This window comes from Shewanella bicestrii (assembly GCF_002216875.1).
Classification (GTDB): Bacteria; Pseudomonadota; Gammaproteobacteria; order Enterobacterales; family Shewanellaceae; genus Shewanella; species Shewanella seohaensis.
Window position 1 is genome coordinate 3,667,246 of sequence record NZ_CP022358.1, and the last position, 25,594, is coordinate 3,692,839.

Consider the following 25,594-nt stretch of genomic DNA (forward strand, 5'->3'; position numbering starts at 1 on the left):
AGTCATTTAGTGACTGGCCTTTGTGCTTAAGCTGCGTAAGCTGGAGTGGTTACATCTTAGTTTGCAGATAATTCGGTAAACCAATTCGGTCAATCAAACCGAGCTGTTTTTCTAACCAATACATGTGGTCAGATTCGGTGTCGTCGAGTAACACTTCTAAGATCTCACGGGTTTGATAATCTTTTTTCGACTCACACAGGGCAATCACCTTACGCAAATCATCGGCGACCTTATATTCATAGGCCAAATCGTTACGCAGCATCTCTTCAACGTTTGAACCAATGTTGAGCGCTTCCCGCGCGGCCACATTAGGTACGCCTTCGAGGAATAAAATGCGCTGTACCAGTTTGGCCGCATGGCCCTTTTCATCATCAGACTCATGGGCAATACGCTCATAGAGTTCGTTCAGGCCCCAGTCTTCGTACATATGGGCATGAACAAAATACTGATCCATCGCCGATAACTCTCCCGTTAGGAGTCGATTCAACGCGTCGATGACCTCTTTATCACCTTTCATATTCAGCTCCTATGACTCACTAATTTGCGATTGAAGATAGTTTTGAATGCCGGTTAAGCTGATCAGCTCCTGCTGTGACTCGAGCCAATCTAAGTGCTCTTCTTCATCTTCAAGGATATCTTCGAGCAGATCGCGACTCACATAATCCTGCTCCGCCTCGCAAAGGCTAATGGCATCCCGTAACAGTGTGAGTTGTTCTTGCACCATGGCCAAATCGCAATCCAGCATCTCTTGGGTGTGCTCGCCAATACGCAGTTTTTCGAGCTGTTGCAGATTCGGTAATCCCTCTAAAAATAATACCCGCTCGATGAGTTTATCGGCGTGTTTCATATCTTGGATGGATTTCTTGTATTCGACGTGATCTAGCTTCTCAAGACCCCAATGTTTGAACATTCTGGCGTGGAGAAAATATTGATTAATGGCCGTTAACTCACAGGTCAGCACCCGATTGAGTTGTCCCACCACTTTAGGATGACCTTTCATAAGTAACTATCCTTGATATGAGTGAAAGATTGATCTAAATCAAGCTTCTAGCCTAGTACAGTTTTCAAGCCAACTCAAATTTTCTTTATTTTTCACAAACTTAAAGATAAAAAGCATTCTCATTATCGCTTAGATTAGCCAGCTATCCTCCTCATATATCAAGGATTAATTTTATGGGTACGCTCAGCAGGTAAGTAAATTCTCTTTCTTGCAGTTATAAAAGGCACTCGTTAACTGATTAGCATAACCCGCGTCACTCGTCCCTTCGTGAACTTGCGCTTCCCAGAACGAAATCGACGCTCAACACCTCTGCAGCGCTAAAATCAAGGCAAAAAAATAGCCTCCAGAGGAGGCTATTTCTGTTGAAGCGAATGATTAAATGATCCTGTCTTTCGTTAACTTCTCACGGCGCGCTTCTTCTGCGGCCATACGACGTTTACGCTTGTCGCAGGGATCATCACAATCGCAGGCTTTTTCAATCCCTAATACACCTAAACCGCCACAGCTTCCTTCAACGGCTTTGCGCTTGATGAGATAACCTATCGACATAAGCAAAAAGAACAGTAATAAAATCACAAATGCCGCGATAAAAGTGCTCATGTTAACTCCAACTACTTAAGGAAAGGCTTGAAGGCGTCACTGTAGTAGACTTTAAATCCTTCGCCTTGCTTTTCTATTAGCATTATCGCCAAGTGTTCTTTCTTGGCAAGCTCCAATGACGCTTCTGTGCCTAAAACCATCATCGCCGTCGCAAAACCATCGGCCGTCATACATTCTTTATGCAAAACGGTCACAGATGCTAGCTTATGATTAATCGGCAAACCGGTACGTGGATCAATTATATGAGTAAATCGCTGACCTTCTTCCTCATAATAATTGCGATAATCCCCCGAGGTTGCCATCGCCATAGTGCCAGGCTCAATCACCTGCTGCACCGCCATGCCATCATCGGTCGGTTTCTCTATTGCGACGCGCCACGAGCTACCATCGCCTTTAGTACCCTTAATGCTCAGCTCACCACCAATTTCGACTAAATAACCGCTTGCATGGTACTTATCTAAAATCGAGGCCACTTTGTCCACACCAAAACCTTTGGCGATTGAAGACAAGTCCACATATAAATGCGCATTGTGCTTGCTTAAGCGATTGCCTTCGATAGAAAGCTCACTGATACCCGTTTTGGCTTTAGCCGCATCGATATCGGCTTGAGTCGGCACTTTGGTTGGGCGTTTATCGGGGCCAAATCCCCATAGGTTCACCAGCGGCCCTAAGGTAATGTCTAAGGCTTTGTCCGTCACGTTATATAAACGCATGCCTTCTTTAACCACTTTGATGGTATCCGGCGATACTTCAACGCTCTGCTCGAGCGGTAACTGATTGAAACGGGACAGTTCTGAATTGGGTCGATAGGTCGACATTTGGTTATTGACTTGCTCTAGGGCTAAATCAATTTCGGCCTGCAACAGCTGGGCCGTCGGCATTTGCTCATTGGGAACCACTTTAATGTGGTAGGTCGTGCCCATTGTGCTGCCCGCGAGGGAGATAACCTCATCCTGTTTGCTACAGGCTGAAATAAAAAAGGCTAGACCTACAAGGACCAGCCAGCTCACTGAATGCTTTAACACTGAGGTTTTTAACACGGGGGTTTTTAACGCTAGGGTTTTAAACATAGTGACTAACAACTCTTTTGGATGCCCTTTAATGCAAAAGTTGCAGATGAGAGCTTTACTCCACATCTGCAACTCTTCTCACCTTGGGCTAATTCACATTAGCCGCCGAAGTCATCCAACAGGATGTTTTCGTCTTCGACACCAAGATTTTTCAACATACCGATCACGGCCGCGTTCATCATTGGAGGTCCACACATGTAGAACTCACAATCTTCTGGCGCTTCATGGTCTTTCAGGTAGTTTTCATACAGTACGTTATGGATGAAACCTGTGTAACCATCCCAGTTGTCCTCTGGTTGAGGATCAGACAGGGCCACATGCCATACGAAGTTGTCGTTTTCAGCCGCTAGGCCGTCAAAGTCTTCCACGTAGAACATTTCACGCTTAGAACGTGCACCGTACCAGAAGCTCATCTTACGCTTAGACTTCAGACGCTTCAGTTGGTCGAAAATGTGTGAACGCATTGGTGCCATACCCGCACCACCACCGATAAACACCATTTCTGCATCGGTATCTTTCGCGAAGAATTCACCGAATGGGCCAGAAATCGTCACTTTATCGCCAGCCTTCAGGCTCCAAATGTAAGATGACATCTTACCGCATGGTAAGCTCAAGTTACGTGGAGGTGGCGTTGCGATACGCACGTTCAACATGATGATGCCAAACTCTTCTGGGTAGTTAGCCATTGAGTAAGCACGGATCGTTTCTTCGTCAACTTTAGATTCTAACTTGAAGAAGCCAAAGTGTTCCCAGTCACCACGGTACTTTTCAGGTACGTCGAAATCAGCATATTTAACATGGTGCGCAGGCGCTTCGATCTGGATGTAACCACCCGCACGGAACGGAACAGATTCACCATCAGGAATTTGCAGCTTCAGTTCTTTAATGAAGGTCGCCTTGTTATCGTTAGAGATAACAGTACATTCCCACTTCTTAATACCGAAGATTTCTTCGTCAAGCTCGATTTCCATGTCGTTCTTAACGTTCACCTGGCAAGACAGACGGCAACCTTTACGGGCGTCCCCCTTGCTGATGTGATCTAATTCTGTTGGCAGAATATCACCGCCGCCAGACTTCACCACTACGCGACATTGGCCACAAGAACCACCGCCACCACAGGCGCTCGATACGAAGATACCGCTGTTCGCTAGCACGCCTAACAGCTTGCCACCGGCGCCGGTTGTAATCGCTTTTTCAGGATCGTCGTTGATGCCGATCGTTATGTCACCGCTAGACACTAGCTTAGATTTAGCGAATAAAATCACTAACACTAAGACCAGGACGATAGCAGTAAACATACTCACACCGAGGTAAACCTCGAGCGGAGTAGATTTAAAAATACCAAGAATATCCATTAACTTATCCTTAGAAGGTCCAATTCAAGAAGCCGTTTGGTGTCTCTTACAGAGACACACCAGAAAACGACATGAAACCTAAGGCCATTAAACCAGCAGTAATAAAGGTAATACCTAAACCACGCAGGCCATTCGGCACATCGGCATACTTCAGCTTCTCACGGATACCGGCCATCAATACGATAGCTAATGCCCAACCTACTCCAGAGCCGAAACCAAACACCACACTTTCGCCCAGCTTGTAGTCACGCTCAACCATGAATGATACCGCACCGAAAATCGCACAGTTCACAGTGATCAGAGGTAAGAAGATACCTAACGCGTTGTACAAAGGAGGAAAGTACTTATCCAGTGCCATTTCCAGAATTTGAACTAAAGCTGCAATCACACCGATAAAGGTAATGAATTTCAAGAAGCTAAGGTCAGCTTCAGGTGCACCAGCCCAAGCCAGTGCGCCAGGTGCTAACAGCCCTTGGTAAATAACTTGGTTAGCAGGAACAGAGATAGTTAACACTACAACTACCGCAATCCCTAGGCCCATCGCGGTAGTCACTTTCTTCGATACCGCTAAGAAAGTACACATACCTAAGAAGAAGGCCAGTGCCATGTTTTCAATGAAAACAGAGCGAATTAACAGGCTAATATAATGTTCCATCTCAAATTACCCTTTTGCTTCAACTTGCTCTGGCTTATAGGTACGAATAATCCAAATCAGAATACCGATCAGGAAGAACGCACTTGGCGGCAGTAATAACAGACCGTTTGGTTGATACCAGCCACCTTCAGAGATCTTGTGCAGGATTTGAACACCGAACAGAGAACCGTTACCAAACAGTTCACGCACGAAGCCAACGGCTAACAGAATCGCACCGTAACCTAAACCGTTACCGATACCATCCATAAAGCTCATCATTGGCGGTGTTTTCATCGCATAGGCTTCAGCGCGACCCATTACGATACAGTTCGTAATGATAAGGCCCACGAATACCGATAACTGCTTAGAAATCTGATAAGCATAAGCCTGCAGCAATTGGTCAACCACGATTACCAGAGAGGCAATAATGGTCATCTGTACGATAATACGTACGCTGCTAGGAATATGGTTACGGATCATTGAGATAAACAGGTTAGAAAACGCTGTTACCGCAGTTAATGCCAACGCCATTACCAGTGCAGTTTCGAGCTTGCTCGTTACCGCTAACGCACTACATACACCAAGGACTTGTAATGCAATCGGGTTGTTGTTGACGATAGGTCCAGTCAGAACCTGTTTCAGTTCTTTAGCGTCAGACATTAGCTGAGACCTCCATTGCGTGCTTTTTCAATGAAACTCGCAAAACCTTCTTTACCTAACCAGAATGTTAGAGAGTGTTGAACACCGTTACTGGTCAGAGTCGCGCCGGATAATGCATCCACACCGTATTCAGTGCTAGCAACAGCTGGGTTTTTAGTTACGCTGATAGCAATGTTACCTTGCTCATCAAATAACTTCTTACCGTGCCATTTCGCTTTCCACTGAGCGTTTTGCACTTCACCACCAAGACCCGGGGTTTCGCCTTGCTCGTAGTACACTAAGCTTTGAATCGTGTTCAGATCAGCATCTAACGCGAGGAAAGCATACATAGTCGACCACAGGCCATAACCATGAACTGGCAGGATCACGCTGGTTAACTTACCTTGTTCGTCACGCACTAAATAAACCACTGCATCTTCAGCAACACGCTTAACCGAAGCGATGTCGTTTTGAGGTACAAATGAGGTTTTCACATCGCGAGACGCTTTGCGTTGATCGAATGTGTTGGCATCAACACCTTCAACCCAGTCACCGGTTTTTAAGTTAACTAACTTAGCTTCGATGTGCTTGCTGTAAGTATCCAAAATCTGAGCTTTGGTTACTTTGCCCGCTTTCGTGTCAATCAGACCCGCAGCTTCGAGGATGTACTTTTGCTTATCAAGCAGCTTGTTTTCTGCTTGAGTTGGGCGCAGTAATACTGCCGCAGTCGACACGAATATCGCACAAATTAGACATAAGCCAACGACGATAAATAACGTTCTGCCGAACGAATCTTTATTACTAGCCACGAGCAATCCTCCGCTTGATATTTGCCTGAACCACGAAGTGGTCGAACAATGGCGCGAACAAGTTAGCAAACAGAATCGCTAACATCATGCCTTCTGGGAATGCAGGGTTAATCACGCGGATAAACACAGCCATTGCACCAATCAAGATACCGTATGCCCATTTAGCTTGGTTAGTGAATGACGCAGACACTGGGTCAGTCGCCATAAACATCATGCCAAATGCAAAACCACCTAACACTAAGTGCCAGTACCAAGGCATTGCAAACATTGGGTTAGTGTCGCTACCGATCACATTTAATAGTGTAGAGATAGCAATCATACCGACCATCACGCCGCCAACGATGCGCCATGAAGCGATACGGGTATAGATGATAACCAGACCACCTAACAGAATCGCCAGAGTCGATACTTCACCCACAGAGCCTGGAATGAAACCGAAGAACGCATCCCACCAGTTTTGGTTGAAGGCATAATCTAAGGTACCCGCAGCCGCTTGGCTCAGCGCCGTTGCACCAGAGTAACCGTCAGCCACCACCCAAGTAGTGTCACCAGACATGTTCAGTGGGTAAGCAAAGAACAGGAAGGCACGACCAGCTAGGGCTGGGTTTAAGAAGTTACGACCCGTACCACCGAACACTTCTTTAGCCACAACCACACCGAAGGTGATACCTAAGGCCACCATCCACAATGGGATAGTTGCAGGCAGGGTTAACGCGAACAGGATAGAGGTAACGAAGAAACCTTCATTAACTTCGTGGCCACGGATAGCAGCAAACAGCACTTCCCAGATACCACCGACGGCGAAGGTCACCGCGTAGATAGGTAGGAAGAAACAGGCGCCGTACCACATCAGTGCAGGCCAGCCAGAGTTGGCGGTCAGTTCGGTACCGAACATGCCAAATAGGCTCACTTGCCATACGTCAGGCGTTGCAAAACCCGCGATTAACGCAAGTTGTGCTTGCAGACCGACGTTGTACATACCCACGAACATCGCAGGGAAGGCACAGGCCCAAACCGTGATCATCATACGTTTCAGGTCGATATTGTCGCGAACGTGGGTTTTGCCCTTGTTCACTTTACCTGGCGTATAAAAAATGGTGTATGCCGCTTCGAAGAGGGCATAAAACTTTTCGTATTTACCGCCTTTTTCAAAGTCGGGTTCAATACGTTCGAAAAAATCTTTCAAGCTCATTAGCCTTCCCTCTCGATCGTATCTAAACAGTCACGCAGATATGAACCGTAGTCATATTTGCCTGGACATACGAACGTACACAGTGCGAGATCTTCTTCATCCAACTCTAACGCGCCCAATGCGGCAGCACCATCAAAGTCACCTGAGATCAGGTCACGCAGCAACATAGTAGGAAGAATATCCAATGGCATTACACGCTCGTAGTTGCCAATTGGCACCATAGCGCGGTCTGAACCACCTGTACTCGTTGTCATATTGAACAGACGAGAAGCGCTTAAGTGGCCTAGGAATGCACGGGTAATAGAGTATTTGTTTGAGCCTGGTAACACCCAACCAAAGAATTCTTTTTCAGTGCCTTCTTCTAACAGACTGACCTGGGCGTGGTAACGACCTAAATATCCTTGAGGACCTACCGCAGTACGGCCATTGAGCACAGAACCTGAAACAACACGTACGTTACCGTCTAAGGTTTCGCCCGCGGTCAGTTCAGTCATGCTTGCACCTAAAACAGTGCGAACCAAACGTGGCTTAGCCGCTTTAGGACCGGCAATCGCAACCACACGTTCGGTATTTAGTTGACCAGTAGTAAATAGCTGACCAATGGCTATTACATCTTGGTAACCGACATGCCAAACAGTACGTTTTGCAGAAGCTGGAAGTAGGAAATGGATATGAGTACCAACTAGACCCGCTGGGTGAACACCGGCAAATTCTTCAACTTGGGCATTAGCGGCAGGAATATCGGCGCCAGGCGCTTTACAAAGGTAAACTTTACCTTCAGTAAGTTTTGCTAAGACCTTAAGACCATTAGCAAAATCTTCTTTATGCTCGCGGATCACTACAACAGGATCGGCAGCATGGGGTTGTGTATCAATCGCGGTTACAAAAATACCAGCGGCAGAAGAGTCTACGGCAGGCACTTTGCTGAAAGGACGTGTACGCAATGCAGTCCATAAGCCTGACTCAATCAGGTTGTCACGGACCAGTTGCGAGTCAAGCGTATCGAGAGCAGTGGCGTCATACTTAGCAAAGGCAACGCTTTCGTTCCCTTCTACTTGAATAACAACAGACTGCAGCACACGCTGGGCGCCCCGGTTAATGTCTAATATAGTACCACTGGCTAAAGCCGTATATTTTACGCCAGGATTTTTCTTATCTTCGAAAATCACCTGACCTTTTTGTACTTTATCGCCCACTTTGATCTTCATCGTTGGACGTAAGCCAATATACTCTTCACCCAAAGTAGCTACATGTTTAATGGCTGGGCCATTATGGATAACTTGCTCTGGTCCGCCTGCTATAGGCAGTTCCAATCCTTTCTTAATTGTAATCATATCCACAAGCACTACGTTTTGAAGGAAAGACAATGCGCCGCGTTCCTGCTAAATACTGAGGTTTTAAACAAAACCTACTGCATTGAGCTAGCGCAGATTTATCACAGAAATGCGATCGCAATCACGCTGGTCGCGCGCATTTTACCCCAATTACCGAGGCATCGCCACGAAAATTATAGGTGATTTCAAACCTCAAATGAGGATTTAAAAGAATGATGCACTACAGCGTTCACCTTCCGACCGAGTGAGGGCGCAGAAAGAGAAAATATTACGGTCGTCAAATACTATAACATTAATTTTTAAAGAATTAATTTAGCGAAAGGTCGATACCTCTTTGTACAGACGAGTATATCAATCCTTTCGCTTTCTTCTTGAATAATCTTTAAACAAGATTTAATTCAGTTTAGAAACGCCATTGATAGCCTAAATAGCTGATCCGTCCATTTTCAGTCCGAATTCCGCTATTAGATGCTGCTGCAACCAGGGACTCATCCAGCAGGTTTTCGACCCTAAAATACAGCCTATGGTGTTTATCAAAATCATAGTTTGCCGCTAAATCAACCCGCCATTGGTCCGAAACCTGTTGTAGTTCGCTGCCAAATTGGCTGAAATTCCGTTCCGATTGATAGGCCGCCTCAAGATTTAATTGGTATTCACCATAGTCAATCCCCGCACTCAATTGCAATTGATGTTCGGGTAACCAAGCTAATCTATCTCCTTCTAGGACGCAGCCTTGAATATCGGTACAAGTGTTGCTTTGATACTCGGCGCTAAGATATTGATAATTTAGCCCTAAGGGTAATTCAAATTCCCCCAAACGCCAGCGATAGCCAAGGCCCAGTTCTACGCCATAGCTAAGCACATCGGGAATATTCTCTTGAGTAAACAAACGTGCATCGGCGCACATCGAGTAGCTATCACAATCCACATGCATGTTATCAAACTCTTGCACATACGCCCGTAAATCGGCTTTTATCCCCTCACGCGCATATTGGGCGTTCACTTGATAGTGGAGCGACACCTGAGCCTCTTGGGTAGAATTTCCCGCACTCGCCGCAGTCCAAGCTCGACGGATATCAGTACTAAAACGCCAATCGCCCGCATCATAGAGCACGCCAAATTGCGGCATCCAATCACTATCAGAAAAATCGGCTTCATTTAGCCCAGCAACGGATTGAGTGACTTCACGATTGACACTGACATGCTCGTAAGTGAGCCCTAACTTGATTTGCATTCCCAGCAAGCGCCATAAAGAGTCGATTGCTGACGTCAATGCCGTGGCATCATCTGTATAAGCTAATACGGCACTTGATTCATCTGAGACAATACTTCTATCTGCTTGCCATAACGCCGTTTGCTCACCAAAGCGCATTTCGGCTTTATCGGTATGATAACGAGCGCTATAGTTAATTTGATGTTCGCCGTATTGGTTTATAGCTTGGGTCTGGGCGCCAAAGGCGCTGTAATCGTTGTCTTGGACGAGCAGAGCGACATCATTAACATCCGCGGTTGGCGCACGGTCAAAGGCGGCGATGTCCGCAAGCGTTGCAGCGTCAATCTCTTGCCCATTAAACAAGCCAAGTTGGTTCTGTTGTTGTGAATAGGACTGATAGTAAAAGTCAGTGATCACTTTACTGCCGCCTAAATCCACTTGGTGTGATAGCTGATACTTGTGCTGCCGTCCCTGGTGGTTATCTTGTGCCGTTGCCGAATATAAGAGTAAGGGATCCTGTTGCCAGTCCGCTGCCGTGATACCAAGTTGCGAGCGATAGCTGTCATCATCGATAAATTGGTAAGTAAATTCTGTTTGCTGCGGACTACGAGCCCCGAGCAAACTGGCGGCATTGACCTTAAACAGCAGGTCAGTTTTTTTTCTATCGGCATCACTGCCATTTAAAAAATTCGCATCACCTTGTTCTTTTGCATAATTTGCGGCTAGTAAGACACCATATTCTTTCTGTTTAAGTCCCCAATTCATACCCGCATTGACATCAGACTCCGTCGAACCTTCAACCGTAAAACGGCCTGATTGAGGTCGGTCTTCGATATCAAGGCTTTGATAATTCACCACACCGAAAGCGCCCTGCCCGCCTACCGTCATATCCGCCAGTGGAGTGCTAGTGACATTTTGCTGTAGTAAAAGGTTGGGTAGTAACTGTAACTGCGGCGCCGAATAAGGTGCGGGTGAGAAATATACCCGATCTTGCATCACTGCCACACCTTGGCTGGCGGAACGCATACTGATATTCGCGGTATTGCCACTGTGATCACCCCGCTGCAAGGTTAAGCTATTTAAGTAGCTTAACTGCATCCCATCATCACTGGAGTGATACTGGTTATTGAGCTCAATAAGATCAAGCGTCTGAGAATAAAGAGGATTTGCATTGAGTGGATTGGTGTAAACACAGGAAACCGCAAGCGCGGTCATCGATATCACAAAATAGCGACTGGACATACCAAGCTCCCAAAAGTGTTTGTTAGCGTACGGCGTTTTTGTTGTTATTTTGTAAAATAGCTGAATTTATTTGAAAAAAAAAGCGACGAATGTCGCTTTCTTGACGCTAAAGCCTCGAATCAAGACATCGCATGTTGCGGTGCCCCCATCAAAGTTTAAAGTTTACCTAAGATCTCATCGCTGAGTTTTAAATCATCGTTGCGGTTAACACTCACACCTGCGGCGATAATGTTACGGGCGATATCCTGTGCTTGCTCTAAAGAGTGCATCTGATACGTGCCACATTGATACTCATTAAGCTCAGGAATTTCAGATTGCTCAACCACTTTGAGTACATCTTCCATCGATGCAAGCCATGCATCGGCCACTTGGCGCTCGGTTGGTTCACCAATTAGGCTCATATAGAAACCAGTGCGGCATCCCATTGGCGAAATATCAATAATTTCAACATCGCTGCCGTTTAAATGATCACGCATAAAGCCTGCAAACAAATGCTCTAATGTGTGAATGCCGCGCTCGCTGAGAATATCTTTATTTGGAGTACAGAAACGCAGATCGAATACGGTAATCGCATCGCCTTTTGGGGTACTCATATGTTTGGCAACACGAACAGCAGGCGCATTCATCCGTGTATGGTCAACGGTAAAACTATCTAGTAGTGGCATAGGGATCTCCAAATTCTTAGGGCGATACAACCGCTATCGGTTCATGGCCGAAAGCATAACATCAAATGGATTAGGTCGATAACAAGTTAATGTAAGATGAAATCATCTCATATCAATCAGACGCTAATATGAACATTCTGTTCAAATAAGCCGCATTAATGTTGCCTTTGTTGACTGTAGGCATCTTCAGAAATTTTATGATATTCGCGAACACCCTGCTCATAGGCATGGTAAGCACGATACACTTTACGCATCATAGGATCCTGCTCTGCCTGCTCTTCTATCACTTGCAGCGAGATACGTTCAAGTTCAGTGAGCACTTCGGGCGGAAAAGCTTTAAGTTCAACCCCCTCATCCTTAACTAAGGTTTCAAGGGCTGAAACATTACGTGTAGTGTATTCATCCAACATATCTTGATTGATGGCGCGAGCAGCCGTTTTGACTATGGCTTGCAAGTCTTCAGGTAGACTCTCAAAAGCCGCTTTGTTGATCAAAAACTCCATATTGGAGCCTGGCTCATGCCAACCGGGATAATAGTAATATTTAGCGACTTTATGTAAACCAAAGGCGAGATCGTTCACTGGCCCAACCCACTCAGCTGCATCAATCGAACCTGTTTGCAAGGCGCCATAAAGCTCCCTTCCCGCCATATTAACGGGGACGGCACCGACACGCTTGAGCACTTCACCACCTAAACCTGGCATACGGATCTTTAAGCCTTTAAAGTCGGCAATGGTGTTGATGGGTTTATTAAACCAGCCACCCATTTGCATTCCCGTATTGCCACCCGCTAATGGGATAATGCCAAAGGGACGATAGACTTCTTCCCACAGCGCCATGCCGCCACCATAATGGAGCCAACCATTCATCTCTTGGGCAGTCATTCCAAAGGGAATCGAAGAAAAAAACTGTGACGCGGGTGCTTTCCCCTTCCAATAATAGGAGGCGGCGTGGGCCATTTGAATTTTACCTTGGCTAACACCGTCAAATACGGCAAAAGCAGGCATTAGTTCACCCGCACCATAAACTTTAATTTGCAAACGGCCGTGGGACATCTCGTTCACCAGCTTCGCAAAGCGCTCTGGTGCCATGCCTAAACCGGGAAAGTTCTTCGGCCATGAAGTGGCCAATCGCCATTCAATCACCTCTTGGACTGGCATTGCGTTATAGTCGGGGGCAGCAGAAGTTGGCTCAACGTTCTTGGATGAAGGATTGCATCCGCTAAGCCCCAAAAACACTACCGCAGCAAATAGCCCCAAAAAATAACGCATTACGCACTCCCCACATGCAAAAAACAATTAACACTCTGATAAATAGCACTCTTTTTTATTGAACGATGAGCGCTTAACTCTGTATGAAAACATATTGTTAACACAGAATTTTCAGCAGGGAAACCGTAGAATGTCTTCAAATTGACATAAAACAAAAAGCCACTTCTGGAAGTGGCTTTTAAATAAAGACTTAATTTGGGCTAACCGCGGCAATTAGGGGTTTTAGGCACTTCAACATCTGCGGCCCATTCACTTTGAGTGAAAGTATGAATAGACAGCGCATGCACACCATTAGCTAATTCATCAGCTAAACAGTTGTTTACTAAACGATGGCGGGCAAGCAAACGAAGCCCATCAAACTCATCACTGACAACAACCACTTTAAAGTGAGTCTCTGAATTTGGCGGAACATGGTGACGATGGCTTTCATTAAGGACTTCTAAATGAGTTGGCGAGAAGCTCGCGGTCAGCTTCTGATCAATGGACTGTGCCACAGTGCCCTGCGCATGGTTATTGGACATATTCAAATCTCAACATGGGAAAATCCAGTGGCCGCAGAGTACTGCTTCGAGTACAAAAGATCAAATCTCAGCACCGGCTTTTTGGCGTAAAACTCTGCAAATTTAGTAACAGTATGAAATGATTTAGCTTTCAATCAGCCATGATAATTAACAATCAATTGCCTAAAGGTGTAGTTCCAGCGGGGTTCCTTAACCTTTAAGCGCTTAGGCACGCTGTGTAACCAATCTTGCTGCATTGGCCAGTGCATAATCAGTAAGTCACCACTGTGTAAGCTAATCGTGTATTTCACCTTGCTGTGTTTATGTTTAATCACAAAATCCCGCGAGGCACCAAGGCTGATAGAGGCAATATCACTGCCGCTCGCAATCTCGGGCTCATCATCGCTGTGGGCGCCCATGCAATCTTGACCATCGGCATAACGATTCACTAACACGCCATTGCTACCTAGGCCAAAATCCCGCTGCAACTTGTCACGCAACTTTAGCAAATACTTAGGCCAAGGCAGAGCACGAATAAATAGCCCTGAATATAAATAGTCACACCCCACATCGCCATACCAAACCTGTTGCCTTGGAATGGCATGATATTCGCCAAACACTTGAATTTGTGGTCGGCTCAGAGGATAAGATTCGGCCTCCTTAAGTAGGGCATTCTGCTGCGCCACATTCAAATAATCCCTAATTAAAGTGACAGGCGGCTCGACTTGTGCCTCACCTTGATGATAGGCGCAAGAGATGCCGCTATCAGCTTCAAGATTGACCTCTGTTTCGAGTCCTAAATCGACTTGTTTCATACAGCACCTTATACCACTGACGACTGTGATTGCCCCATCCAATCCCCCATAAATGCATGAGCGGATACACAACCTCAGGCAAGCATCGCACGATAAGGGGAAATCTGCGATAATCTGCGCCTTATTTAATTGGCGCTGTTTTAATGGCAGTGTTTTTATTCGCACCGTTTTTATTGGCTTAGCACAAAGATGACGACACAATTTTCAGTGGCAGGGATTGAGCTTGAACTCTTTCGCTACCCCGCTTCGCAGGAATCCAATCTCCAAGCTTGGGATGCGGCAGACGAGCATTTGATTAACACCCTAGTCGAGGGCGGACAGACCGCGGTGCCAACGGCCATTATCAACGACAGCTTTGGCGCCTTAAGTTGCGCCCTATCGCGGCTCAACTCCGATTGGCCACTGAATGTCGAAACCGATGCCAGAACCAGTTTTTTAGGTGCAGAGCAAAATCATCATCGCAATCAGTTACCTATGGATAACCTAACCTGGTTTACCAGTCGCGATACCTTGCCAGGCGATATCGCCCTCGTATTGATGAAACTGCCCAAAAACCTCACTTACTTTGCCCACCAACTGATGCGCTTGTCCCAAGTGTTGCCCGCTGGCTGCAAAGTGTTGGTTGGCGCAAAAGCCAAGTCTATCAACGCCAGCTTATTGGAAGTATTCGCCAAACACTTAGGGCCAGCGAGCGCCAGCCTCGCGTGGAAGAAAACCCGCGTCATCACCTGTATTAGCGACGGCAAGCCACGCGCCTTACCGAAGGAAGTCACCTGGGATATTCCTGAATTTAACCTCCACATCAGTAATTTAAGCAATGTGTTTGCCGCCAATAAACTCGATATCGGCGCGCGCATTATGTTGGATAATCTCCCTCAGGGCGATTTTAAAACGGTTGTCGACCTAGGTTGTGGCAATGGAGTGCTCGGTCTGCGTGCGGCCCAGTTATACCCTAATGCCGATATCCATTTTATTGATGATTCCGAAATGGCGGTGGCCTCAGCCAAAGCCAATTGGGCCAGTAATCAACTCCCCGCAGATAAAGGCCATTTCCATTGGGATGATTGCATGACCCATTTGCCCGATGGAGTCGAACCCGATTTAGTGCTCTGCAATCCGCCCTTCCATCAGGGCGAGGCGATTACCGATCACATTGCTTGGCAGATGTTTTTAGATGCGCGGCGCCGACTCAAAAATGGTGGCATTTTACATATAGTGGGGAATCGCCACTTGGCTTACCACGTGAAATTGCAGCGTTTATTTAAAAACTGCACCACAGTCGCCTCCAACGGCAAATTTGTCATCCTGCAGTCGCAGAAATAACCACTTTCATACGGCAAAGATAGGGCGAAATTATTGTGCTATCTTTGCCTCATCTCCTCCACTTTCGCATGCGCACATACTGAGTAACGGCTTTTTACTAGCCGTTATGCCTAGTTGTCAGTACAATCTTTCACAGTAAAAGCATAAAAGTGAGTCACTTAGACTTTTATGCCCCATGGATATGGAAAGCATATTTAGGATATTGAGATGCCGTTAAAGGACGACGTTGACCAACTCAAGGCAGAATTGGCGCAATTAAAACTGCAGCACCTGTCGCAGCAATCTTCACTCAGCCGCCAACTGGCAGAATTTTCAGCCAAGCTCGATAGCATCAGTCTTCAGCTTGAGCAGCAAGGCAATGGCCCTCTCACCACCGCATCCACCAGCACGAACGATATCATAGCGCCATACGGCACGACGATTGATCCAAGGGATGAGATCGCCCCGCTGCAATCTGAAGAAATGGCTCCCCATATCCAACCACAAGCGCCCGAGGCAAATCCTTGGCAAGACGATCCTTGGCAGCGCCATGCGAAATCCCCCTCAACAGCCGTAGATTCACCGGTGTATTCGCAGCAGGATGATTTGCAGCAAGATAAGGCCTTTTCTCAGCAAGCCGGACTTGAAGTGGGTGTGCAGGCCGCAAGCCAATTAGAGACCTTATTATCCCAAGGCCTTGCCGCCATCATGGCGCCATTTGCGGCCATCACAGAACAGGTCAAAGGTTTCTATCAACATTATCAAGCCAAGGGCTTAGGCCCAGTGTTTTTAATGACGGTCGCGGGCATCATCACCCTCACCCTAGGTTTTGGCTACCTACTACAATATTCCATCAACCATTGGTTTTCAGAACTCGGCAAAGCCCTGCTGGGTTTTGGCTGCGCCAATGCGATTATTGCGGGCGGGATTTTTATCCGCCAAAAAAGGGCGGGCATGGCCGACTTTGGCTCTGGGATTGTCGGATTAGGCCTTATCCTAAACTATCTCTGCGCCTATTTTATTGGCCCCTACTTTGAGATTATCCCCAATAGTGCCAGCTTTATCCTGCTGCTATTGATTACCTTATCGGGCTATGGCCTCTCGATGCGGCTCGATGCCAAGGTCATTGCCGTGATAGCCTTAGTCGGCGGCTCGATGGCACCTATGATGTTGTTATCCCAAAGCTATGCGCCGCTACTGTATATTCCCTATCTGCTATTGATAGGTGCGGGCGCCCTCGCCCAAAGCCGTAAATTACACTGGCCATTACTGCTGGAAATCACCGCCTTCCTGCATATCGCCTGCATAGAAGCCTTCAGTTATTTTGTCGATTTACCGCTCACTCAATGGGGCGGCGCAGCGGTGCTCGCCCTAGTGAGCATTAACGCACTGTTTTATCTCTATGGCCTATTTGGGTTTATCGTTAATTCCTCCACGAATACACTCAGCCATAGAGCCTTGATTCTGCCGATTGCTCTGCTGGCCTTTGCTCTCTTCGAAATCACCCAATTTACACCATTCGCTGGGGAGATTTTTATCGCCAACGCACTCATCTGTGCGGGCTTATACGTTAAGCTCAAGTCTCGACTCAAGCCGTCCCAGAGCAGTCTCTTATTAGTCTTTGGCGGTAGTTTTGCCGCCTTTGCCGCTCTTTATCTATTAAGCCATGATTTCCTTGGATTAGTGCTTATCCTCGAAGCATTGCTCCTGTTGTGGATTGGCCTTAAGGAGAAACTGATTTCGGTACGTGCCGAAGCCTACGTGTTATTGCTGACAGGACTGGCTCTCAATTTATATGCGGTGCTGACAGGTTTTTCCTTACTCGGACTTGGCGAGCAAACGCCAGTGGCGGCGCTTGGATTCCCGCTGCTCGCGTTAGCCTTAAGCGCGGCGGCCCTGTTATTTGTTATCCGCCAAATCCACAGTGATGAGTTACCACTGTCGCGGCTTGAGCGGCAACTGAGTTATTTATTCAAAGAATTACTCAGCGGCTTTTATGCAGCAACCCTTTTGCTGGCGGCTTACCTTGTCAGCAGCGATTATTACCTCGCTATCATCCCGCTCGTGAGTCTGTTGCTGTTGCATTTAAGTGCTAAAGACAAGTTGATGGTCAGCGAGTTTGCCGCTTGGCTCTTGCTACTGCCGCTCTTGTTTACTGTGGTCGAAGGCGTGACCCTTACTGACAGCCTGAGCTTTAGTGCGCAGCCACTGATAGCCAAGCTGGCACGCATTGAATTATTCGCCGCCCTGCTGCTGGCCCACTATTGGTATCGTAAGCATTATCCAAGTTCGCTGTTCGCCCAAGCCGCCAAGCAGATACAGCTCGGCTGTTATCTGCTGTTACCTCTAATGTTATTGCCTAAGGTAATGCGCAGTTATTGGGAATTTACCGCGGTTGCACTCTGGCTCAGCAGTTTGTTCAGCCTCGGGCTTGCCTATGTTATCAAGCATAAAGCCCTTGAGATTGAAACCAAGATTTTGACTTGGCTGGCGATACTCACCACCGCCAGTTTGTGCCTGTTTGAAGTTTGGCAAGGGCTTATCGCACTGCTAATTGGCGCCCTAGTCATGGGCTTTGTACTGCTGCGTTATCGCAAGCTTGCCAAACCTTGGGCATCACTGCTAACCCTGCAATGGCAACTTAGCCCTTATTATTTCGCGCTAGTGCTGGCCGTATTGGTCTATGGATTTAACCGCGTCGATGTAGTGGCATGGTCGATGACGGCTTTGGCGCTGAGTGGCTACTTTGCCCTCTTGATCCAAAGACGTACCAAACATGGCTCAGTGCAAACGGGATTAATAGCGCACATAGCCATAGAAACCCAAGCCGCAGTGCGCTCAAGCTACAGCATGGCCTACGGGCTTTGTCTGGGGCTCGCGCTATTGCCGATAATGCTGCACTTTGAGTTGTCGCTAAGACTCGATCTGAATAACGTGTTATTAATACTCTGTGAATTGATGGCATTAGCCCTGCTCGCGCTACTTATCTTGCGCCGCGGCGTCGCTATTCGTTTGCATCAGCGTTTCTTACCACTGCAGTGGCTCAAATGGGGCTGGCACGGGTTGCTCGCACTGAGTTATCTCACCTGGAGTTATACGTTCGATAATATTATTGCCGCGCCACTCAGTGCCATTCTGCTCGTCGTGCATGGCAGCGTGTTGATGTTTATCAGCCTAAAACCCCAGCATGCGGATATGATCCGCCTCGCCGCCGGACTCTTTACCTTAGCCACACTGAAAGTGTTATTGCTGGATATGGCATCCTTCGAGCTAGTGCAAAAGGTTATCGCCTTTATGGTGATTGGGGTGATCTTACTGACCGTATCTTACTTCTATCAAAAGGCGCGTAATCGCCTGCAAGAAGCAAACCAATAAGTCGCCAGTAATGCAAAGTAAAAGGCCGCTAACAATAGCGGCCTTTTTCATTCAAATAATCAATCGGCTACGTTAAGCCAAGGCTTTTTCTAGCGCCTGCGCCACATCGGCAATAATATCGTCGATATGTTCAATGCCAACGGAAATTCGGATCAAGTCCTCAGACACCCCGGCTCTAGCAAGTTCATTCGCGTTCAACTGTCTGTGGGTGGTGCTCGCGGGATGGCAGGCCAGCGACTTGGCATCACCAATGTTTACTAAACGCAAAATCATCTGCAGCGCGTCGATAAACTTGCCACCAGCGATTTTCCCCTCCTCGGGAGTGGCCGCTTTAATCCCGAAGCTGATGATCCCAGAGGCTCTACCGCCAGTGATTTTTTGGCAATTTTCACGGTAAGGGCTACTCGGCAAAGCGCCGTATTTTACCCAACTGACCGAAGGGTGCAGTATCAAGTACTCGGCCAATGCCAAGGCATTCGAGCAGTGACGCTCCATACGTAGGCTCAAGGTTTCCAGCCCTTGTAGCAGCAAAAATGCACTGTAGGGTGAAAGCGCCGCCCCAGTATTACGCAGCGGCACCACGCGGCAGCGTCCAATAAAGGCTGCGGCGCCAAAGGCCTCGGTATAAACCACACCATGATAGGAAGGGTCAGCTTGATTGAGCAAAGCAAAGCGTTCTTTGTTCGCCACCCAATCGAACTTGCCCGAGTCAATAATCACACCGCCAATCGTCGTACCATGGCCGCCAATGTATTTGGTCAACGAATGGATAACGATATCGGCGCCATGCTCAAACGGGCGACATAAAACAGGGGTGGCGACAGTGTTATCGACGATTAAAGGCACGCCGTGTTTATGGGCTATCTCGGCTAAACGTTTAAGGTCAACAATATTGCCGGCGGGGTTACCGATGGACTCACAGAATAGTGCCTTGGTCTTGGCATCGATTAAGGCATCGAGCTCTTCAAAGTCATCGAAGGCTGCCATCCGCACTTCGACTCCTTGGCGCGGCAGCGTATGGGCAAATAGATTATAAGTGCCGCCATAGAGTTGGCTGGTACTGACAATATTGTCACCCACCTGAGTAAGGGCTTGAATCGCATAGGTAATGGCCGCCATTCCCGAGGCTAGTGCGAGTGCACCTATGCCGCCTTCAATGGCCGCAAGCCGCTGCTCGAGCACGCTGGTCGTCGGGTTCATAATCCGCGTGTAGATATTGCCTGCGACTTTTAAGTCAAATAAATCAGCACCATGTTGGGTATCATCGAAGGTGTAGGAAGTGGTTTGATAAATAGGTACCGCAGCGGCTTTCGTGGTCGCCTCTGATTCATATCCGTGGTGTAACGCCAGTGATTCAAGTTTCATCTTTGTGTCCTTCCCCAATAAATTCCCCAAGCCGTTCCTCAAACATAGCCACTCCCCAAGGCAAATCGAGGGTGTGTGCTACGCAAATTGATGCTCCGATCACACAAGATTTGTGCACTGTATCCAAGCTAACAGATGGACATCTAGAAGTCTAAATAATTTTCAGTTCAGCATTAAGAAGTGCGACAAATGCCAAAAAAGAAGGTCTACCATTCACTAAATATTCAATAATCTTTTACTGGTTACTCATCATTATTTTAAATATTATCAGGCTTGCTTTATTTTTTTAGTTGGCCTATGGTATGGGTCATTAATTAGTGATTAATCATCAAGCCATGAATGATTAATTTAGTCTTAATTTTAGATGGAGATGTAGCGCTATGTTAAAAAATGCATTTTCATTATTCACAATTAAGCCAACCTCTTTAAAGCTGAATCATGCAATTTATTTAGCTAATCCTGTACGCCTGTCACTTAAATTTCCAGTTTAAGCCGAGTGCCACTCGCACTCGGCATCTAATACCCACATTTAATTTTATCGCTTCCATGTTTATTTGGGGCATGGATTTTATCTAGCTCATATTTTGGGGTAGTTATGTTTTATTCTTTTTTTAGCAATCTATTTCAGTCTTTTATGTTGAAAACTGAAACCTATTACCTGCAAAACAGTTTTAATGCCTCACTGCGCCCGACTTCATTAGCCGCAGTGATTGCAAAACTGGATCAACTCAAAAGTGAAGAAACCCTAGATAAAGTGACGGTTGGACGAGAAATTTTACTGGTTAATCAACAGGACCAGCAGGAATATCGCATCGAGCTGGTGTATCCACCAAGACACAAACCCAGAGCAGGACGCTACTCTGTGATCTCAGATCTCGGCGTCAGCCTACTCGGACGCACTAAGGGCGAATATGCCGAAGTCAATATTCTAGGTAAACCCGTACTGTTTATGGTGAAGGATATCTCCCTCGGCAAGAAATAAATCAGAGGGAAAAATAGCATTTTCAGAATAAAGCATGTTCAAATTTCAGTGGCAGCATGCTTTTAAATCGCTATTTGCGGCGGCATTTAGCATAAGCATAATATAAAAGCAGGAGAGCATTATTTTGAAGTTATTAACAGGCCGCGTAATGAATTAAAGCCGATGGCCCAATATCAGAACCTCTTGACTATTTACCGAGTATGGCAGCGCTTATGTAAAAATCATCAAGGGGTGAAAGTAAATTATGGGTCATCGACTTTTACCATTTAACTTTATCGACGGATAGAGTTGAATAAACTATCGATGGAAATGCGGCGCTACACTCGATAGTCTCATTTTATGAAGTTTCACTTTACTGAGTATCACTTTGCTGAGTTTAAGTTCAGTTAGGAGTATTTGTCATGAGTAAAGAAAAAGCGAAAAAACCGCCGATGAAAACCTTAAAAGAGAAACGTCAGGATAAACGGAATCGACAGAAAAACTCCGATTAATCCCTGTGTAAAAAATCCCTTAAATCCTCTCTTTATTTGTAAGAGGGCGTGGTGACTACCGCGCCCTCTTTTTTATCCCAGTTGACGGCGGTATTGCTCAGGCGAATATTGGGCATATTTTTTAAACATCACTATATAAGGTGAGGTTTGGTTATAGCCCAAGGTCAGCGCCACTTCCTTGATTGCCAATCCTTCACGTAATAGCTGTAACGAATAAATAAACTTATGCCGCTGTCGCAGCTCGGTAAAACTCATCCCAAGGCTGTCTTGGCAACGCCGAGCCAAAGTGCGCTCTGTGGTATGCAGCTCACTCGCCCAGGTCTTAAGGCTCTTTTGGCTGGCGGGGTCGAGTTCGAGTTGCTGCAAAATGGGCTGTAATAATTTATCGCGACTCGAGGGTAAAAATTGCGGCTGTGCCTGACCTAAAATCAACTGGTCGATTAACACCTCAACCAGACGTTTATCCGCTTCGCTCTCGGCCACTCGGACTTGCCGCTCCCTTAGATAGTTCACTATCGCCTGCGCTATGGGGGTGACCGCCAGCAGACAGGTCTCATCTGGAAAAACACCCGCACGATTTGCCACTATATTCATCGAGCAATAATGGATACTGCGACGAGTAAAGCTCTCATGTTCAATCCCCGCCGGCACCCAAATCGCATATTGGGATGGCGATAAAAATCGCTGCCCAGCGGCATGCAGCTCCATAATACCGCCGCTGATCAGCTGCAATTGCCCCCAGACGTGGCTGTGTTTTGGGGTGATGGTATTAGGGAGAAAAGCTTCATAGTTAAAGAAGATATCGGCAACAGGTGCTTGTTCCGCCCTGAGCGGATGGTAAACGGGGCGCATCAGTACTCCACTGTACTCCATAATTGCGAGTCGATTCGGGGCGCATACAGGGGCTTTAGCCGAAAAAGGATTGTCCGCCGACGAACTGACATTGTCTTTTAAGCGATATTTATATCATAAAAGACCAGAGATAATAGCAACCAACCTATGACATCGGGTTTATGCCCTTTCGGCTAACCCCGTCTTCACGCCAATTAAGACTAATTCTATGCTGTATTTATTTCCCCTGCTCGCCGTCGTGATTTGGGCGGGCAATGCCATTGTTAACAAACTCTCCTTTGGGATAATCGCACCCGAAGCGATAGCCTTTTATCGCTGGTTTTTTGCCATGTTAGTGTTAACCCCATTTATGCTAAAACCCGTCTGGCGCAAGCGTAAAACGATTGCACCATTGCTGCCCAAACTCGCCACCTTAGCCGCCTTAGGCATGGTATTAAACCAAAGCCTTGCCTATTTTGCGGCGGCAACAACAACTGCCACCAATATGGCCCTAATCAACTCGCTGGTGCCTATGGTGAGCTTGTTTTTAGCCGTACCACTGCTTAAACAAAAGCTGACGCCCTTGGTCTTTGGTGGCACTGTGATTTCGCTCTTGGGCTTAGTGTTTATGTTAAGCCACGGCGATATGGCCAATCTTGCCATCGGCGTGACCCAAGGGGATTTACTGTTACTCATCAGCGCCTTTGTGTATGCGCTTTATGGAGTATTGCTTAAACGCTGGCAATTGCCGATATCGACGTGGGAGTCAGTGTATATTCAAGGGCTTATTGCGGTGTTGATGTTAACCCCACTGCTATTTAGCGCGCCCAGTATCGCCATTAACAGCCAAGCCGCACCGTTAATACTCTATGCCGCTCTGGGGGCTTCACTCATTGCACCTTGGGCCTGGATTAATGGCATCAGCAAGTTAGGTGCCGAGCGCACCAGCATTTTCTTCAATTTGCTGCCAATCCTCGCGGCTATCTTGGCGGCGATCATTTTGAATGAAACCTTAGCCGTTTATCACTATTTAGGCGGCGCTATGGTCATCATTGGGGTGATGTTAGTGCAGGTAAAACCTAAGATGAAACCCATAGCCCCCATCGCTTGTACCGAATAAATTGCTGTATTCAACGCCCCAAAGCCTTGGGGCGTTTTTTATCATCGCTTCAAATACAGACTTTTCGCCGACTGCTGCAAACAACCAAATAGCGACTAAGCTATTTAATAAGTCGTTTTGTCAGAGAGTTATGGAGAGTCCCATGTTTAATAGCATTAGAGTAAAGTTTTCGCTGATGTTTGCCATTATGGCGACAGCTTTAATTGTGATGGCCGTGACGGATGCGATGCAAAACCGCACCACCCTTAAGCAAATGCAGGAATTTAGCCAACGATTTAATCCGGCAATTTCGGCCATTCTTAACGCCGACCGCGATCTCTATCAGGCCCAACTGAGTGAAGAAGTTTTGCTTCGACCCGAACTCAGCAGCGAGAACCGTAAGAGTGAGATAGACAATTGGCAGGAAAACGTCGACCAAGCGCGCGACCGCATGGGGGAATTTAAAAATTATCTGCAAGACCATTTAGAGGTGATAAAGTCCACCAGCGGTTTTGAAGCGCAGTTTTCGCTCTGGTATCAAGCCTCATCGGAAGTGATCAATGCGGTGAAAAATAATGATTTTGAATTGGCAAGACAACTCCATGAAAACAAATCAAAAAAAGAGTTTAAGGCCCTGAGGAGTATCTACAACGCCGCCGGTGAAGCCGCCGATAACCGCGTTAAAGAACTCGATTTACAGGCCTCAGAGCAGGCCACCACGCAAACCCAAATTTCGGTCACCATAGCCACCTTAGTCGCCATAGTCGCCCTAGTGATTGCCTACTTTGGCCCCAAAATCATAGTCAATGCTATTCGCGATATTACCGATAGGATCAAGGATATTGTCGATGGCGACGGAAACTTAACCCAGCGTATCCCCATCACCCGCCAAGATGAAATTGGTGAGCTGGCCAATGCCTTTAACTTGTTCGTTGCCCAACTGCAGCAAATGGTTATCGCGATTATCAGCCAAACCAAAGATGTCAGCCAAACCGTTGAAAACCTCGCGACAAAATCAACCACCACCATAGGCATCAGTTACGAGCAGGAACAGTTTGTCGATACTATTGTCACGGCGGTGAATGAGATGAGTGCCGCGGTGCGAGAGGTGGCCAGCAACGCCCTGCATACCGCCACCGAAATTACTAAGGTCAATGACCAAACCATTGAAGGTAAAAACATTCTCACCCAGTCGGTCAACCATATTCAGCAGCTGTCGGAGTCGGTGAAACAAGCCGTAGCGGTTATCGAAAAACTCTCAGTGAATTCCGCCAATATCGCCTCCGTATTGGATGTTATCCGCTCGATTGCAGAGCAAACTAACCTACTCGCCCTCAACGCCGCCATTGAGGCGGCTCGTGCGGGTGAGCAAGGACGGGGCTTTGCGGTGGTTGCCGATGAAGTGCGTACACTGGCGAGCCGCACCGAAACCTCGACCCAAGATATTCAGCGAATGATTGAAGAGTTACAACGGGGCGTAAATGATGCGGTGAAGAGCATTGAGTCGGGCGCCAGCCTCACGAACTCGACCGTGACCCTCGCCAGCCAGACACAGGATTCCTTAGATGAGATCCTGAACTCCACCTCTAAGGTCAGTGAGATGTCGACACAAACCGCCACGGCCACCGAAGAGCAAACCCATGTGACCGAAGAAATCAATCGTAACTTGACCGAGTTGTCTGACAAGACCCGCTACTGCAATACCGTTATCCAAGAGACTCAGCAAATCGTCGTCAACACCCAAACCATTTGCAGCAATCTGCAAAAAGAAGTGTCACGCTTTAAAGTCGCTTAAGGAGAGTAACGCGCC

The 25,594-nt window shown here is 47.0% G+C and carries 22 protein-coding genes; 5 read left to right on the top strand and 17 right to left on the bottom strand.

What is annotated here, in order from left to right; all coding sequences use genetic code 11:
• Positions 1–49: 49 nt before the first annotated feature.
• From bfr (CF168_RS16075) to CF168_RS16145, 15 genes are all read right to left on the bottom strand, one after another.
• On the bottom strand, positions 50–517 hold the full coding sequence (bfr, locus tag CF168_RS16075; protein WP_011625412.1) for a bacterioferritin: 468 nt from the start codon (positions 515–517) through the stop codon (positions 50–52).
• 9 nt (positions 518–526) lie between these two features.
• Positions 527–1,000 (bottom strand): bacterioferritin, encoded by a 474-nt coding sequence (bfr, locus tag CF168_RS16080; RefSeq protein WP_011621736.1) that lies wholly within the window; start codon positions 998–1,000, stop codon positions 527–529.
• 375 nt (positions 1,001–1,375) lie between these two features.
• Complete coding sequence (gene nqrM / locus CF168_RS16085) at positions 1,376–1,600, bottom strand: (Na+)-NQR maturation NqrM (protein ID WP_007645837.1); 225 nt, start codon at positions 1,598–1,600, stop codon at positions 1,376–1,378.
• An 11-nt stretch (positions 1,601–1,611) separates the two neighbouring features.
• Entirely contained in the window at positions 1,612–2,670 is a 1,059-nt protein-coding gene (locus CF168_RS16090; RefSeq protein ID WP_089068993.1) for an FAD:protein FMN transferase, read from the bottom strand.
• A gap of 98 nt (positions 2,671–2,768) precedes the next feature.
• Entirely contained in the window at positions 2,769–4,025 is a 1,257-nt protein-coding gene (gene nqrF, locus CF168_RS16095) for an NADH:ubiquinone reductase (Na(+)-transporting) subunit F (RefSeq protein ID WP_011621734.1), read from the bottom strand.
• A gap of 46 nt (positions 4,026–4,071) precedes the next feature.
• Complete coding sequence (gene nqrE, locus CF168_RS16100; protein WP_006080469.1) at positions 4,072–4,680, bottom strand: NADH:ubiquinone reductase (Na(+)-transporting) subunit E; 609 nt, start codon at positions 4,678–4,680, stop codon at positions 4,072–4,074.
• A gap of 6 nt (positions 4,681–4,686) precedes the next feature.
• Positions 4,687–5,319, bottom strand: coding sequence for an NADH:ubiquinone reductase (Na(+)-transporting) subunit D (locus tag CF168_RS16105; RefSeq protein WP_011621733.1), 633 nt, complete (start codon positions 5,317–5,319; stop codon positions 4,687–4,689).
• Positions 5,319–6,107, bottom strand: coding sequence for a Na(+)-translocating NADH-quinone reductase subunit C (locus CF168_RS16110; RefSeq protein ID WP_086904332.1), 789 nt, complete (start codon positions 6,105–6,107; stop codon positions 5,319–5,321). Before CF168_RS16110 ends, CF168_RS16105 begins: the two co-directional genes overlap by 1 nt.
• Positions 6,100–7,299: an NADH:ubiquinone reductase (Na(+)-transporting) subunit B gene (locus tag CF168_RS16115; protein WP_023268357.1), complete on the bottom strand. Its 1,200-nt coding sequence runs from the start codon at positions 7,297–7,299 to the stop codon at positions 6,100–6,102. The genes CF168_RS16110 and CF168_RS16115 overlap by 8 nt, the downstream gene beginning before the upstream one ends.
• Positions 7,299–8,633: a Na(+)-translocating NADH-quinone reductase subunit A gene (locus CF168_RS16120; RefSeq protein ID WP_089068994.1), complete on the bottom strand. Its 1,335-nt coding sequence runs from the start codon at positions 8,631–8,633 to the stop codon at positions 7,299–7,301. Before CF168_RS16120 ends, CF168_RS16115 begins: the two co-directional genes overlap by 1 nt.
• A gap of 403 nt (positions 8,634–9,036) precedes the next feature.
• Positions 9,037–11,088 (bottom strand): TonB-dependent receptor domain-containing protein, encoded by a 2,052-nt coding sequence (locus tag CF168_RS16125; protein ID WP_089068324.1) that lies wholly within the window; start codon positions 11,086–11,088, stop codon positions 9,037–9,039.
• Positions 11,089–11,243: 155 nt separating this feature from the next.
• On the bottom strand, positions 11,244–11,753 hold the full coding sequence (luxS, locus tag CF168_RS16130; protein WP_023268360.1) for an S-ribosylhomocysteine lyase: 510 nt from the start codon (positions 11,751–11,753) through the stop codon (positions 11,244–11,246).
• Between the two features lie 155 nt (positions 11,754–11,908).
• Positions 11,909–13,024 (bottom strand): TRAP transporter substrate-binding protein, encoded by a 1,116-nt coding sequence (locus CF168_RS16135; protein WP_023268361.1) that lies wholly within the window; start codon positions 13,022–13,024, stop codon positions 11,909–11,911.
• A 200-nt stretch (positions 13,025–13,224) separates the two neighbouring features.
• A complete protein-coding gene (locus CF168_RS16140; RefSeq protein WP_089068325.1) occupies positions 13,225–13,545 on the bottom strand; it encodes a BolA family protein in 321 nt (106 codons plus the stop codon).
• Between the two features lie 134 nt (positions 13,546–13,679).
• Entirely contained in the window at positions 13,680–14,339 is a 660-nt protein-coding gene (locus CF168_RS16145; protein WP_089068326.1) for an alpha-ketoglutarate-dependent dioxygenase AlkB family protein, read from the bottom strand.
• Positions 14,340–14,528: 189 nt separating this feature from the next.
• On the opposite strand from CF168_RS16145, the gene CF168_RS16150 reads away from it, so the two are divergent.
• Both CF168_RS16150 and CF168_RS16155 read left to right on the top strand, forming a co-directional pair.
• Positions 14,529–15,662, top strand: coding sequence for a methyltransferase (locus tag CF168_RS16150; RefSeq protein ID WP_023268364.1), 1,134 nt, complete (start codon positions 14,529–14,531; stop codon positions 15,660–15,662).
• Positions 15,663–15,869: 207 nt separating this feature from the next.
• On the top strand, positions 15,870–19,016 hold the full coding sequence (locus CF168_RS16155) for a DUF2339 domain-containing protein (RefSeq protein ID WP_089068327.1): 3,147 nt from the start codon (positions 15,870–15,872) through the stop codon (positions 19,014–19,016).
• 72 nt (positions 19,017–19,088) lie between these two features.
• On the opposite strand, the gene CF168_RS16160 is transcribed toward CF168_RS16155, so the two are convergent.
• Complete coding sequence (locus tag CF168_RS16160) at positions 19,089–20,381, bottom strand: O-acetylhomoserine aminocarboxypropyltransferase/cysteine synthase family protein (protein ID WP_089068328.1); 1,293 nt, start codon at positions 20,379–20,381, stop codon at positions 19,089–19,091.
• Between the two features lie 595 nt (positions 20,382–20,976).
• Between CF168_RS16160 and CF168_RS16165 the strand changes: the two genes are divergently transcribed.
• Positions 20,977–21,363, top strand: a complete 387-nt coding sequence (locus tag CF168_RS16165; RefSeq protein WP_089068329.1) for a GreA/GreB family elongation factor — start codon at positions 20,977–20,979, stop codon at positions 21,361–21,363.
• A 563-nt stretch (positions 21,364–21,926) separates the two neighbouring features.
• Here CF168_RS16165 and CF168_RS16170 read toward each other — a convergent pair.
• Positions 21,927–22,706: an AraC family transcriptional regulator gene (locus CF168_RS16170; RefSeq protein WP_089068330.1), complete on the bottom strand. Its 780-nt coding sequence runs from the start codon at positions 22,704–22,706 to the stop codon at positions 21,927–21,929.
• Between the two features lie 208 nt (positions 22,707–22,914).
• Between CF168_RS16170 and CF168_RS16175 the strand changes: the two genes are divergently transcribed.
• Both CF168_RS16175 and CF168_RS16180 read left to right on the top strand, forming a co-directional pair.
• Complete coding sequence (locus CF168_RS16175; protein WP_089068331.1) at positions 22,915–23,805, top strand: DMT family transporter; 891 nt, start codon at positions 22,915–22,917, stop codon at positions 23,803–23,805.
• 142 nt (positions 23,806–23,947) lie between these two features.
• Positions 23,948–25,579 carry a methyl-accepting chemotaxis protein gene (locus CF168_RS16180; protein ID WP_089068332.1) on the top strand — a complete coding sequence of 544 codons (1,632 nt, stop codon included), beginning with the start codon at positions 23,948–23,950 and terminating at the stop codon, positions 25,577–25,579.
• Positions 25,580–25,594: the final 15 nt, after the last annotated feature.

Excerpts from the sequence above, each read along its gene's own strand:
- bfr (WP_011625412.1), bottom strand. The coding sequence starts at position 517 with ATGAAAGGTGATAAAGAGGTCATCGACGCGTTGAATCGACTCCTAACG.
- bfr (WP_011621736.1), bottom strand. The coding sequence starts at position 1,000 with ATGAAAGGTCATCCTAAAGTGGTGGGACAACTCAATCGGGTGCTGACC.
- nqrM (WP_007645837.1), bottom strand. The coding sequence starts at position 1,600 with ATGAGCACTTTTATCGCGGCATTTGTGATTTTATTACTGTTCTTTTTG.
- CF168_RS16090 (WP_089068993.1), bottom strand. The coding sequence starts at position 2,670 with ATGTTTAAAACCCTAGCGTTAAAAACCCCCGTGTTAAAAACCTCAGTG.
- nqrF (WP_011621734.1), bottom strand. The coding sequence starts at position 4,025 with ATGGATATTCTTGGTATTTTTAAATCTACTCCGCTCGAGGTTTACCTC.
- nqrE (WP_006080469.1), bottom strand. The coding sequence starts at position 4,680 with ATGGAACATTATATTAGCCTGTTAATTCGCTCTGTTTTCATTGAAAAC.
- CF168_RS16105 (WP_011621733.1), bottom strand. The coding sequence starts at position 5,319 with ATGTCTGACGCTAAAGAACTGAAACAGGTTCTGACTGGACCTATCGTC.
- CF168_RS16115 (WP_023268357.1), bottom strand. The coding sequence starts at position 7,299 with ATGAGCTTGAAAGATTTTTTCGAACGTATTGAACCCGACTTTGAAAAA.
- CF168_RS16120 (WP_089068994.1), bottom strand. The coding sequence starts at position 8,633 with ATGATTACAATTAAGAAAGGATTGGAACTGCCTATAGCAGGCGGACCA.
- CF168_RS16125 (WP_089068324.1), bottom strand. The coding sequence starts at position 11,088 with ATGTCCAGTCGCTATTTTGTGATATCGATGACCGCGCTTGCGGTTTCC.
- luxS (WP_023268360.1), bottom strand. The coding sequence starts at position 11,753 with ATGCCACTACTAGATAGTTTTACCGTTGACCATACACGGATGAATGCG.
- CF168_RS16135 (WP_023268361.1), bottom strand. The coding sequence starts at position 13,024 with ATGCGTTATTTTTTGGGGCTATTTGCTGCGGTAGTGTTTTTGGGGCTT.
- CF168_RS16140 (WP_089068325.1), bottom strand. The coding sequence starts at position 13,545 with ATGTCCAATAACCATGCGCAGGGCACTGTGGCACAGTCCATTGATCAG.
- CF168_RS16145 (WP_089068326.1), bottom strand. The coding sequence starts at position 14,339 with ATGAAACAAGTCGATTTAGGACTCGAAACAGAGGTCAATCTTGAAGCT.
- CF168_RS16150 (WP_023268364.1), top strand. The coding sequence starts at position 14,529 with ATGACGACACAATTTTCAGTGGCAGGGATTGAGCTTGAACTCTTTCGC.
- CF168_RS16155 (WP_089068327.1), top strand. The coding sequence starts at position 15,870 with ATGCCGTTAAAGGACGACGTTGACCAACTCAAGGCAGAATTGGCGCAA.
- CF168_RS16160 (WP_089068328.1), bottom strand. The coding sequence starts at position 20,381 with ATGAAACTTGAATCACTGGCGTTACACCACGGATATGAATCAGAGGCG.
- CF168_RS16165 (WP_089068329.1), top strand. The coding sequence starts at position 20,977 with ATGTTTTATTCTTTTTTTAGCAATCTATTTCAGTCTTTTATGTTGAAA.
- CF168_RS16170 (WP_089068330.1), bottom strand. The coding sequence starts at position 22,706 with ATGCGCCCCGTTTACCATCCGCTCAGGGCGGAACAAGCACCTGTTGCC.
- CF168_RS16175 (WP_089068331.1), top strand. The coding sequence starts at position 22,915 with ATGCTGTATTTATTTCCCCTGCTCGCCGTCGTGATTTGGGCGGGCAAT.
- CF168_RS16180 (WP_089068332.1), top strand. The coding sequence starts at position 23,948 with ATGTTTAATAGCATTAGAGTAAAGTTTTCGCTGATGTTTGCCATTATG.